The following is a 12,207-nucleotide window of genomic DNA, read 5'->3' on the forward strand; positions in this document are numbered from 1 at the left end:
CGCTGCCGGCCGCCGTTCCCCCACCGTGCGCGGGGCCGCTCAGGCGACCGCCGCGCCGGGGTGCACGGGGGCGAAGACCGGCGCCCCGCTTCCGTTCCCGTTGCCCGGTTCGTCCAGTACGTACGCCTGTGCCTCGCCGACGTGGAAGTACATTCCGTGCAGCTCCAGCGAACCCTCGGACAGCCGCCGGGCCACACACGGATGGGCCCGCAGGTGGTCGAGCTGCTGCACGACGTTGGCCAGGCAGAGCGCCTCCAGTTCGTCGGCCTCACGGGGCTCGGCCACCGGGGTGCGGGCGATCCCGGGGACGGCGGTCCGCGGGACGTGGTGCTGCCGGCCGGTCCGGGGCGAGGAGCCGCGCCGTGCGGCCAGCCGTTCCATGCTGGGGCGGCCGTGGGACAGCCAGCGGCCCAGCGGGGTGCCGGGGGATAGGGCACCGCCGCCCGGTCCGGAGTCGTGCAGCGCCTGCATCGCGCCGCACCCCGAGTGCCCGCAGACGGTGATCGACTCCACACGCAGCACCTCGACGGCGTACTCGATCGCCGCCGCCACCGAGTCGTCGCTCGCCTCGGCGCCGGGCGGCGGCACCAGATTGCCGACGTTGCGCACGGTGAAGAGGTCTCCCGGGCCGCTGGAGGTGATCATGCTGGTGACCAGCCGGGAGTCGGCGCAGGCGATGAAGAGCTGCGAGGGCCGCTGCCCCTCCCGTGCCAGTCTGGCCAGCTCCTCGCGGACCAGGGGCGCGGTGGTGCGCTGGAAGTTGCTCAGCCCGCCCAGGAGCTGGCTGCCGACCGGAAATCCGCCGGAGCCTTCGCCGGGGTGCGGCCGGGTGCACTGGTGGTTGCGCCAGGGCTTCCAGGGAGCGCAGCCGTGCGAGGCGGACGGCTCCTGAACACAGGGCGCGGAGCGGCCGGTGATCTCCACGCTGCCGCCGTGCGCCGTGTGGGAGGTCTCCCAGTCCCGCAGGGTCTCGTACGCCGCGTGGTCCGTGAAGGAGCCGTCCAGCTCCACCACCACCCGGCTTCCCTCGGGCACCTGGCCCAGCACCCGGCTGAGCCGCGGCACCGCGAGGAACGTGAGCTGGCCGCGCACCCGTACCCGGTGGACGCTTCCGGCCCCGTCCGGTCCGCCCCCTTCGGGGATCTCGCAGACGATCCGGGTGCGGGCCAGCCGGTGCAGGGCGAGGGCGACGGCGACCACGACGCCGATGCCCACCCCTTCCAGCACACCGAGCAGCACCACGCCCGCGGTCGTCGCGGCGTACACCAGCACCTCGCGGTGCCGGGTGACGCTGCGGATGTGGACGATCTTGACCATCTGGACGCCGACCACCATCACCAGCGCGGCGAGGGCGGCCAGCGGGATCAGCTCCAGCAGACCGACCAGCAGCCCGGAGGCGAGCAGCACCCAGATACCGTGCAGGATCGTGGAGTTGCGGCTGACCGCGCCGGCCTGGATGTTCGCCGCGGTGCGCACCGCGACGCCGGTGACCGGCAGCCCGCCCAGAGCACCGGAGACCATGTTGGCCAGGCCCTGGCCGCGCAGCTCCCGGTCCAGGTCCGCGCGCGGGATCCGTACGCCCGACAGGTGCTCCGGGAGCGTACGGGCGACGGCCAGCTTGTCGGAGGCCATCGCCGACAGCAGCGACTCGACGCCGGCGACCAGGGTGACGGTCAGTACGGCGGCCAGCAGTCCCAGCACCGGCCCGTCGGGCAGCGAGGGCAGGGCGTGGCTGTGCCAGGACGGCAGGTCCACGCGCGGCAGCCGCAGACCGGCGAGGGCGGCCACCGCGGTCGACAGCGCCACCGCGGCCAGTGCGGCGGGGAACACCCGGCGCGTCAGCTCGCCCGCCCTGCCGCGCAGCCGCGGCCACAGCAGGACGACGGCCACGGTGACGGCTCCCACCGTCAGGGCGGCGGGGTGCGGGTCGGCGAGCTGCCCGGGCAGGGCGAGCACGTTGGCGACGGCGGAGCTCTCCGGACTCCCGCCGAGCACGATGTGGAGCTGGGCGAGGGCGATCGTCACGCCGATGCCGGCGATCATGCCGTGCACGATCGCCGGGCTGACCATGAGGGCGGAGCGGGCGGTGCGCAGCGCGGACAGGCCGAGCTGGGCGAGGCCGGCGAGGACGGTGATGGCGCACGTGGCGCGCCAGCCGTAGTGGTGGATCAGCTCGGCGACGACCACCGTCAGGCCTGCCGCGGGACCGCTGACCTGGAGCGGGGCGCCACCGAACCGCCCGGCGACGATGCCGCCGACGGCTGCGGCCACCAGTCCGGCCTGCAGGGGCGCCCCGGTGGCCAGGGCGATGCCCAGTGAAAGGGGCAGCGCGATGAGGAAGACGGACACGGAGGCCGACAGGTCGGCGGTGCGGGCACCGTCCGGGCCGCTACCGCGCAGTGGGCGGCGCAGGCGCCCTCCCGGACGGGAGGAGGCGGGTGCGGAGGGAGCGGACCGGCCGGCGTTGCCGGAGGGGCGGGAGGAATCGGCGTCGGTGGGACGCTCGGAGGGACTTCCGGAGGGACGAGGGGTGGCGCAGGCGGACATATCCGTCTCCGTCGCGAGGTTGTGTCACGTTCCGTATGGACATGACTACTCAAAGTTTTGGTAAACGAATCGTAATGTCGCTTAAAGGATCAAGGAAGAGGGGTGGGGCAATCGGGCTCACTGTTCACACCCGGGGGTGAATAAGTCATGGGAACCGGTCTCATCGCTTGCGCCTCTCACAGTGCGTGTGAGGTTGGTCGCAGGCCGAACGCATCGGCCGGAAGAGCACGGAAGCGACAACGGAAGCGATGAGGTGGAGAGCATGGGAGTCGCGCGGAGGCTGACCAGAGGCGTCGCGGGAGCGGTCGTACTGGTCGTACTGGCGGTCGGTTGTTCGAGCTCGTCCCCGAGCGCGTCGAAGGACGAGGGCCGTGCGAACAAGGACGCACGGAAGGGGAAGCCCGCGGGCAGGGTCGAGCTCATAGGCGACGGCTCCACCGCCTACATAGGCCCCCAGCCGAACCAGCCCGACTTCGGGCGGCTGAAGCCCGGTGACAAGCCTCCGCAGTTCGTCGTCTTCTCCTGGGACGGCGCGGGGGAGGACAGCAAGAAGCTCTTCTCGCGCTTCCGCGAGGTGGGAAGGAAGTACGACGCCCACATGACGTACTTCCTCAGTGGCGTGTACGTACTGCCCGAAACGGAGGCCCACCGCTACGAGCCGCCCGGCCGCGGCCGCGGCGCCTCGGACATCGGCTACCTCAAGGACGAGAACATACGGGCCACGCTGGAGCAGCTCCGCGGCGCCTGGCTCGAGGGGAACGAGATAGGCACCCACTTCAACGGCCACTTCTGCGGGCCGAACGGCGTCGGCAGCTGGACGCCCGAGCAGTGGAAGAGCGAGATAGAACAGGCCAAGTGGTTCGTGAAGAACTGGAGGACCACGACCGGCTGGAAGGACCTGGAGCCCCTCCCCTTCGACTACGACCGGGAACTGGTCGGCGGCCGCACCCCCTGCCTGGAGGGCCGCGCGAACCTCCTCCCGGCCGCGAGGGAGATGGGCTTCCGCTACGACTCCTCCGGCAACGGCACCCAGGTCTGGCCCGACAAGGAGGGCGGCCTGTGGGACCTGCCGCTCCAGCAGGTGCCGATGCCCGGGCGCTCCTTCGAGACGCTCGCGATGGACTACAACTTCCTGGCCAACCAGTCGGGGACGGTCAACGGCGACCCGGCGCAGCGCGAGGCCTGGGGGCGCCAGATGCGCGACGGCCTGCTGGAGGGCTTCGACCGCGCGTACGACGGCAACCGCGCGCCGCTGATCATCGGCAACCACTTCGAGGGCTGGAACGGCGGCGTCTACATGAAGGCCGTCGAGGACGTCATCAAGAAGGTGTGCCCCATGGCCGACGTGCACTGCGTCTCCTTCCGGCAACTCGTCGACTGGCTCGACGCCCAGGACCCCCGGATCCTGGAGAGGCTGCGCACCCTCGGGGTGGGCCAGGCGCCCGGGGGCGGCTGGAAGAAGTTCCTGACCGCCCCCTCGACGGCGGCCCCCTCCCGGTCGCCCGGCGGCGCGTAGACCCCGGCCTCCGGCCACGGCGTCCCCGCCACGGCGTCCCCGTGTACACGCGGTACGGTCGGCGCGCCCGGTGTGTCGTGCGCGCCGACCGTACGACGGGCCGACCGTACGACGCGGCGGCCGGGACCGAGGGGCGGGAGGGGAGTCGGCTCAGACGGGCCGGGAGGCCCGGACCGGCTCCTCGCGGAGCACGAAGGCGGGATCGACCTGGGCCGCCAGGTCGGCGCCCGTCTTCGCGTTGCCCCAGCTCTCGGCGTTCTTCAGGTGGAAGTGCACCATCTGCCGGGTGTAGCGCTCCCAGTCGCGCAGGCCGTACGACGCGTCCGCCGTCTCCTGCATCATGCGCAGCGCCTTGTGGTTCGCGTCCTCCAGCTCGGAGAAGGGCCGGACCCGGCCCTTCTCCATCGCGCGCACCCAGTCGGAGTGCCCGACGGTCACCAGCAGGTCGTCCCCGGCCTCCGCGTGCAGGAAGTCCAGGTCGTCCTGGCCCTGCACCTTGTTGCCCACCACGCGCAGCTGGACGTCGTAGTCCCGGGCGTACTCCTTGTACTGCCGGTAGACCGCCATGCCCTTGCGGGTCGGCTCGGCCACCAGGAACGTCATGTCGAAGCGTGTGAACATCCCGGAGGCGAAGGAGTCGGAGCCCGCCGTCATGTCGACGACCACGAACTCCCCGCGCCCGTCGACCAGGTGGTTCAGGCACAGCTCGACGGCGCCGACCTTGGAGTGGTAGCAGGCCACGCCCAGGTCCGCCTCGGTGAAGGGGCCGGTCGCCAGCAGCCGTACGTCGCCGCCGTCGGGAACGCCGCCGGGCCGGACGCGGCGGGCGCAGGCGTCGTACACGGGGTTGTCCTCGGTGATCCGCAGCAGCCGGGACCCCTCGCCGGGCGGAGTCGTCTTGATCATCGTCTCGGCCGAGGCGATCCGGGGGTTGGTGCCGCGCAGATACTCCTTGATCAGCGGAAGACGGGCGCCCATCGCGGGCAGGGCGGCCGCCTCCTCCTCGTCCAGGCCCAGCGCGACGCCCAGGTGCTGGTTGATGTCGGCGTCCACGGCGACGACGGGGAGGTGCTGGGCGGCGAGATGACGGACGAACAGCGAGGACAGCGTCGTCTTGCCGCTGCCGCCCTTTCCTACGAAAGCGATTTTCATAGTCGGAAGCGTAGTGGGGCACCCGCGGCACGGAGGGGGATCGCGTGAAGAAGACCACTCGATCGTGGGGCGTTCACGCCGTCGGGGGTGCGTAGGGTCTAGGCATGTCTACGACTGCTGATCCCCTCGCTGCACTGGGCGCGCTGCCCGGTGTCGCCGACTCCGTCGAATCGGTGCGCAAGGCCGTGGACCGGGTGTACGGGCACCGGGTGATGCGGCGGCGCAGCAGCGAGGTCACCGCCGAGGCGGTGCTGCGGGGCGCCCGCGCCTCGGCGGCGCTCGGGGGCGCCGACTGGCCGCTGGAGGAGGTGCGCCGCCGCAGCGACTTCGGCGCGGACGCCGAGGCGCGTACGGTCGGCGCGGCCCTGCGGGCGACCGCGGAGGCCGGTCAACTGCTGGACGTGTGGCGGCAGTCGCCCCTGCGGGTGCTGGCCAGGCTCCATCTGGTGGCGGCGGGCGGCGAGGCGGACGGTGAGCGGGTGGGCCGGCCGCGGCTGGCGGGCGAACCGGTGGAGGAGCCGCTGTCGTCCGGACTGGCGCTGCCGGACGCCGCCGAGGTCTCGGCCCGGCTGGACGCCCTGGCGCAGCTCGTCGTCGCGGGCACCTCCGCGCCCGCGCTGGTGGTGGCGGCGGTGGTGCACGGCGAGCTGATGGCCCTGCGGCCCTTCGGCGCGTACAACGGCCTGGTCGCCCGGGCGGCGGAGCGGATCGTGCTGATCGGCGGCGGTCTGGACCCGAAGTCCGTCTGCCCCTCGGAGGTCGGTCACGCCGAACAGGGCGCCGACGCCTACGTGGAGGCCCTGAGGGGGTACGTCTCCGGCACTCCGGAGGGAGTGGCGGAATGGATCGGCCACTGCGGCCGGGCGGTGGGACTGGGCGCGCGGGAGAGCACGGCGGTCTGCGAGGCCCTCCAGCGCGGGGCGGCCTGACACCAGGACCCCGCGGGGGCCGGAAGTCCGAGGGAAACGCCCGGGGAAGCGCCCGAGCGGCCCGCGCGCAGTGACGGCACAGTGATGCGGCGGCACCGGCGCGAGGTCGGTGTCGCCGCTGGCACGTCCGCCGGGATACCAGGCGTGCACGGTATCGCCGTCATCAGGGGGGACTTCGCCCGACCCTGGTGCGGCCGGCCCTATCGCGGGTCTGCTGCGCGTGGGTTCCCGGCTTCCATGCTCGGTCCGTGGGGCCTTCGTCTGCGCCGACCCTCCTTTCGGATGAGATCGGCCAGGTCTCGCGGGCCGTTGACTCCTTTGTACCCCAGCCGGGGACGAAGCGGAACCTCTCCCCGCGGAGCTTTACTTTCCCCTTCAAACGCCCTGAAGACCCCATGGAACCCCATAGGGGGCCATAGGGTCCGTCCGGGGGGCGGCGGTGCTCACACCGCGTGGAGACGGGCGCGCCGCCGGCTCGCGTACCAGACCAGGCCGGCGGTCGCCGCCGCCGCGCCCACCGCCACCGCGGCGGCCAGCGCGGGCCGCTGCGGCATGGCGAGCGACGGCACCCGCTGCTTGAGGCGGACCGGGCGCTGGAAGGTGAGGATCGGCCAGTCGCGGGCCACCGCCTCCCGGCGCAGCGCCCGGTCGGGGTTGACGGCGTGCGGGTGGCCGACCGCCTCCAGCATGGGGATGTCGGTGGCCGAGTCGCTGTAGGCGTAGCAGCGCGAGAGGTCGTACCCCTCGGACTCCGCCAGTTCGCGCACGGCCTCCGCCTTGGTCGGGCCGTACGCGTAGTACTCGATCTCGCCGGTGAAGCAGCCGTCCTCGACGACCATGCGCGTCGCCACGACGCGGTCGGCGCCTATCAGCTCGCCGATCGGTTCCACCACCTCCGCGCCGGAGGTGCTCACGATCACGACGTCGCGCCCGGCGAGGTGGTGCTCCTCGATGAGGGAGGCGGCCTCGTCGTAGATGATCGGGTCGATGAGCTCGTGGATGGTCTCGGCGACGATCTCCCTGACCTGCTGGACGTTCCAGCCGCGGCACATCGCGGACAGGTAGGCGCGCATCCGTTCCATCTGGTCGTGGTCGGCGCCTCCGGCGAGGAACACGAACTGCGTGTACGCGGTGCGCAGTGCGGCGCGCCGATTGATCAGCCCGCCCTGGTAGAAGGACTTGCCGAAGGTGAGCGTGCTCGACTTCGCGATGACCGTCTTGTCCAGGTCGAAGAAGGCAGCGGTGCGCGGCAGCGAGTGGTTTTCCACGAGCTGAGCATATGCGCCCACCATTCGGCGTAAGGTGGGGTGCGTGGGTTTGCCTGAGAAGGCTCTCGGGTACACCATGGAAGTCACGGATCGTTCGCGACCGTGCTACCCCGGTCCGGCTCCTCCCCCCCCGAGTCGGCCGTGGAGACGACCCCCGCTCTCCCCCCCGGCGGGGGTCGTCGCATGTCCGGACGCTTTTTGCGCCGTCGGGCCCTCTTCCTCCCCACTCCACCGGTCTCCGGTGGCTCGGCCCCTCCCTCCTCATGATCCGTCACTCTCCGTATTCGTCAGTCTGCTCATGCGGGGTCGCTCGTTTGGGTGAGCGAGTTATTCACAACTGCCGAGTTGTCCACGTATTTAGACCAAGATCATCGAGTTTTTCCGTTCCCCGGCACGGTGATTGAGCGCGGAGTTCGCGGATCCACCGCGAACTGGAGAGCGAGAATCCGGAAGGGGAACGGGACGTGACCGGAAGCATCCTGATCGTCACCGAGGACGAGAAGTTGCTGGACGATCTGCTGCGCCTGTGCGCGGCGGCCGGGGCCGAGGCGGAGGTGGCGCACGGGGCGCCGCCGGCCCCCGGGCGGTGGGAGAGCGCCCCGCTGGTGCTGGTCGGTGACGACCGGGCCGATGCGCTGTCCCGGTCGGCGCGTGCGCCCGCGCGCCGGCCGGGAGTGCTGCTCGTCGGCCGGGATCTGGACGACCCCGGCATCTGGCGGCGCGGTGTGGGAGTCGGAGCGGAGCACGTGGTGCTGCTGCCCGACGGCGAGTCGTGGCTCACCGGCCGGATCGCCGACGCGGCCGAGGGCGTCGGACGGCAGGCCCTGACCGTCGGGGTGATGGGCGGCCGCGGCGGGGCCGGGGCCTCCACCCTGGCCTGCGCGCTGGCCCTCACGGCCGCGCGTGCCGGACACCGCACGATGCTCGTCGACGGCGATCCGCTCGGCGGCGGGCTCGACGTCCTGCTCGGAGGGGAGCGGGCGGAGGGCCTGCGCTGGCCCGCGTTCGCCGACTCGCGCGGCCGGGTCGGCGGTGCGGCTCTGGAGGAATCCCTGCCCAGGCTGCACGGTCTGCGGCTGCTGAGCTGGGACAGGGGGGAGAGCGCGGCCGTCCCGCCGGAGGCGGTGCGCGCGGTCCTGGGGGCGGCCAGGCGGCGCGGCGGAGTGGTCGTGGTGGACCTGCCGCGGCGGCTGGACGAGACGGTCGCCGAGGTGCTGGCGCAACTCGACCTCGGCCTGCTGGTCGTACCCGCCGAGCTGCGGGCCGTCGCGGCGGCGCAGCGGATCGCCTCCCGGGTGGACCTGGTACTGCGGGACCTGCGGGCGGTGGTGCGCGGCCCCTTCGGGCCGGGGCTGGACGGCGAGGAGATCGCCCGTCTGCTGGGGATGCGGCTCGCCGGTGAGATGCCCTCCGAGGAAGGGCTGTCGGCCGCGGTGGACGCGGGCCGGCCGCCGGGCGCGGACACACGCGGTCCACTGGCCCGGTTCTGCACGGAGTTCTGGGCCCGCGCAATGCCGGAGGGCGGCGGGGCACGGCCCGCCGGCGGCCGAGGGAGCGTGGCCGCGTGAGCGCGCGTACGGACGCGCGGAGGGACGCGCGCGGGGAAGCGGACGCGCGTGCGCGAGCGAATGCGTACGGCGGGGCGCCCGCCCCGCGGACGCTGGTGGACGCGGTGCGCCTGCGGCTGGCGGAAGCCGGTGCGGAACCCACTCCCGCCCGGGTCGCGGCGGCGCTGCGGGCTCAGGGGCGGCTGCTCGGGGACAGCGCGGTGCTGGGCGTGGTGGAGGCACTGCGGTCGGAGATGGTCGGCGCCGGCCCGCTGGAGCCGCTGCTGGCCGAGCCGGAGGTCACGGACGTCCTGGTGACCGCTCCGGACGAGGTCTGGGTGGACCGTGGCGGCGGAGTGGAGCGTACCGCCGTCCGTTTCCCCGACGCGGCGGCGGTGCGCAGACTCGCCCAGCGGCTGGCCACCTCGGCGGGGCGGCGGCTGGACGACGCCCGCCCCTGGGTGGACGCCCGGCTCCCGGACGGCACCCGGCTGCACGCGGTGCTGCCCCCGGTGGCGGTCGGCTGCACATGTCTGTCCCTGCGGGTGGTACGGCCGCGGGCCTTCGCCCTGCCGGAGCTGGTGTCGGCCGGCACGGTGCCTCCGGGCGGAGACGCGCTGCTGCGGGCGATCCTGGACGCCCGGCTGTCGTTCCTGGTCAGCGGTGGCACGGGATCGGGGAAGACGACCTTGCTGTCCAGCCTGCTGGGGCTGGTGGGGCCGAGGGAGCGGATCGTCCTGGCCGAGGACTCCGCCGAGCTGCGCCCCGACCATCCGCATGTGGTGCGGCTGGAGACGCGCCCGGCCAACCAGGAGGGTGCGGGCCGGGTCACCCTGCGGGACCTGGTGCGGCAGGCGCTGCGTATGCGGCCGGACCGGCTTGTGGTCGGCGAGGTCCGCGGCGCGGAGGTGACGGACCTGCTGGCCGCGCTGAACACGGGGCACGAAGGTGGCTGCGGGACGGTCCACGCCAACGCGGCGGCCGACGTACCGGCCAGGCTGGAGGCACTGGGCACCACGGCGGGACTCGACCGGACGGCGCTGCACAGCCAGCTCGCGGCGGCGCTGTCGGTGGTGGTCCATCTGGCGCGGGATCGCAGGGGCCGGAGGAGGATCGCCGAGATCCATGTGCTGGAGCAGGACCGCTACGGCCTGGTGGTGACGGTGCCCGCCGCCGTCCGGGGGCCGGACGGCTTCGTGCGGGAGCGGGGCTGGTCGCGCCTGGAGCGGCTGTGCGCGCGGGGCGGTGGTGCGCTGTGACGGCGGTCGGAGCACAGGCCGGAGCGCAGCCCGAGGCGGTGTACGCGGGTTCGGTGTGCGCGGCGATGGTGTGCGCCGGAGCGATGAGTCGGCTGCTGGGCCGCTCCGGGGAGGGCCGGAGGGCCCGGTTGCTGTGTGCCAACGGTGCCGAGCCGGTGCCCCGCTGGGGCGGCCCGGCAGGCGGTGCCGTGGAGGCCGTCACCCGGACGGTGCGCGGATTCGGGGCCCGGGTGGGCCCCGCGGGGTGGTGCCCGGTGGGTGGTGCCCTGCTGGCGCTGCTGGGGGAGTCGGTGCTGCCGCTGCTGGCCGGTGTGGTGGCGGTGCCGCTGCTCGGCCGCCGGCTGCGCGCGCGGGAGCGGCGCCGTGCGGGAGAGGCGAGGGAGGCCGCCGTCATCGCCCTGTGCTCGGCGGTCGCGGGTGAGCTGCGGGCGGGCCGTACGCCGGAGCGGGCCCTGCTGGCGACCGGCATGCCCGGCTTCGGCGACACGGGAGCGGTGGTACTGGCAGCGGCCCGGTTCGGAGGGGATGTACCGGGGGCGCTGCGTCAGGCGGCCCGGCAGGAGGGGGCGGAGGGGCTCGGTGGGATGGCCGCCTGCTGGCAGGTGGCGGTGGACGGGGGAGCGGGCCTCGCGGACGGTCTGGACCGGGTGGCCGGTTCGCTGCGGGCGGAGCGCGACCAGCGGGAGGAGTTGCGCGCCCAGTTGGCGGGGCCGCGGTCCACGGCGCTGGTCCTGGCCCTGCTGCCGGTCTTCGGGCTGCTGCTGGGCGGTGCGATGGGGGCGAGGCCGCTGCACGTGCTGCTCCACGGCCCGGCCGGCTGGGTCTGTCTGGCCGGTGCCGGGCTGCTGGAGTGGGCCGGGCTGGCGTGGGTTTCCCGGATCGTCCGGAGGGCGGAGGAGGGCGGGCGGAGATGAACGGCGAAATTGTCCACAGCATGTGGACAACGTGTACGGGATCTGCCGTGTCTCTTCCGTCGCCACCGCTGCCCGTGCTGTCCCTGTCGGCCGCCGCGCTGTGTCTGGTCGGCGGGGTGTCGGCGGCCGACCGGGTGCGGCGTCGCCGACGCCGGTCGGTGGAGCTGCTGGGTGCCGGGGTCGGGGTCGGGGTCGGGGTGCGAAAGGTGCTGCGCGTGGCCGTAACGCGGCGATCGCCGGTCCGGGGGACGGCCGTGATGGCCGGGGCCGCCGCCCTGGGGGTCGCCCTGGTCGAAGGCCCGGTCGGCTGTCTGCTCGGGGTGGTCGCGGCGTACGGCGTGCGGCGCCTGTCGCGCGACATGCGGGCACGGGGAAATGCCGCGAAGAGAGCATATACGGGCAAGTCGGATGAATCGGAATCCTTGAAGGCCGGGGCGTCGGTGACCGGACAGCTGCCGATCACCGCGGAACTGCTGGCCGCCTGCCTGGCGGCCGGGTCGGCGCCGGGGGAGGCGGCCGGTGCGGTGGGCGGCTCGGTGGGCGGTCCCCTCGGTGAGGGACTGGTGCGGGCCTCGGCCGAACTGCGGCTCGGCGGCGACCCGGTGGCCGTCTGGGCTCGGCTGGGTGAGCTGCCGGGGGCGGCGGGTTTGGCCCGGTGCCTGGAACGGGCGGGGACGACCGGTGTGCCCGCGGTGGAACCGGTGGGCCGCCTGGCCGCCGAGTGCCGGGCACAGAGGGCCCGGGCGGCCACGGAGCGGGCACGGCGGGCCGCGGTTCTGGTCACCGGGCCGCTGGGTCTGTGCTTCCTGCCCGCCTTCCTGCTGGCGGGTGTGGTCCCGGTGGTCATCGGTCTGGCGCGGTCGCTGCTGTGAACCGCGTGGTGGGCCGCACCCGGAACGGGCGCGGAAGACAGGACGGACGACGAGACGGACGGACGACGAGACGGACGGACGACGAGACGGACGGACGACGAGACGGAGGGACGGCGAGATGGAGGGACAGACCATGCGGGGACGGGCGACGGGAGGACGAGCGGTGCGGGGACGAACGGCGCGGGGGCGGGGCGGGCAGGGGC

The 12,207-nt window shown here is 73.7% G+C and carries 9 protein-coding genes; 6 read left to right on the top strand and 3 right to left on the bottom strand.

The annotated features are described in order from the left end of the window. Positions 1-39 precede the first annotated feature (39 nt). The gene (locus BMY40_RS09420) at positions 40-2,547 is read right to left on the bottom strand and encodes a bifunctional SulP family inorganic anion transporter/carbonic anhydrase (protein WP_093657471.1); all 2,508 of its coding nucleotides are present in this window, start codon (positions 2,545-2,547) and stop codon (positions 40-42) included. A 262-nt stretch (positions 2,548-2,809) separates the two neighbouring features. Between BMY40_RS09420 and BMY40_RS09425 the strand changes: the two genes are divergently transcribed. Continuing rightward, complete coding sequence (locus BMY40_RS09425) at positions 2,810-4,063, top strand: polysaccharide deacetylase family protein (protein ID WP_093657833.1); 1,254 nt, start codon at positions 2,810-2,812, stop codon at positions 4,061-4,063. 150 nt (positions 4,064-4,213) lie between these two features. On the opposite strand, the gene BMY40_RS09430 is transcribed toward BMY40_RS09425, so the two are convergent. Then, positions 4,214-5,215: an ATP-binding protein gene (locus BMY40_RS09430; RefSeq protein WP_093657473.1), complete on the bottom strand. Its 1,002-nt coding sequence runs from the start codon at positions 5,213-5,215 to the stop codon at positions 4,214-4,216. Between the two features lie 104 nt (positions 5,216-5,319). Between BMY40_RS09430 and BMY40_RS09435 the strand changes: the two genes are divergently transcribed. After that, a complete protein-coding gene (locus tag BMY40_RS09435; protein WP_093657475.1) occupies positions 5,320-6,144 on the top strand; it encodes a Fic family protein in 825 nt (274 codons plus the stop codon). 443 nt (positions 6,145-6,587) lie between these two features. On the opposite strand, the gene BMY40_RS09440 is transcribed toward BMY40_RS09435, so the two are convergent. Beyond that, a complete protein-coding gene (locus BMY40_RS09440; RefSeq protein WP_093657477.1) occupies positions 6,588-7,436 on the bottom strand; it encodes an HAD family hydrolase in 849 nt (282 codons plus the stop codon). 440 nt (positions 7,437-7,876) lie between these two features. Here BMY40_RS09440 and ssd point away from each other — a divergent pair, with 440 nt between their 5' ends. From ssd to BMY40_RS09460, 4 genes are all read left to right on the top strand, one after another. Further along, positions 7,877-8,980 (top strand): septum site-determining protein Ssd, encoded by a 1,104-nt coding sequence (gene ssd, locus BMY40_RS09445; protein WP_245769964.1) that lies wholly within the window; start codon positions 7,877-7,879, stop codon positions 8,978-8,980. Between the two features lie 92 nt (positions 8,981-9,072). Further along, entirely contained in the window at positions 9,073-10,218 is a 1,146-nt protein-coding gene (locus BMY40_RS09450; RefSeq protein ID WP_093657835.1) for a TadA family conjugal transfer-associated ATPase, read from the top strand. Then, positions 10,215-11,132 carry a type II secretion system F family protein gene (locus tag BMY40_RS09455; RefSeq protein WP_425443094.1) on the top strand — a complete coding sequence of 306 codons (918 nt, stop codon included), beginning with the start codon at positions 10,215-10,217 and terminating at the stop codon, positions 11,130-11,132. Before BMY40_RS09450 ends, BMY40_RS09455 begins: the two co-directional genes overlap by 4 nt. After that, positions 11,129-12,004 (top strand): type II secretion system F family protein, encoded by an 876-nt coding sequence (locus BMY40_RS09460; protein ID WP_093657481.1) that lies wholly within the window; start codon positions 11,129-11,131, stop codon positions 12,002-12,004. Before BMY40_RS09455 ends, BMY40_RS09460 begins: the two co-directional genes overlap by 4 nt. The last annotated feature ends 203 nt before the right edge of the window (positions 12,005-12,207 follow it).

It is taken from the genome of Streptomyces radiopugnans (assembly GCF_900110735.1).
In the GTDB taxonomy this organism is placed as follows: Bacteria; Actinomycetota; Actinomycetes; order Streptomycetales; family Streptomycetaceae; genus Streptomyces; species Streptomyces radiopugnans.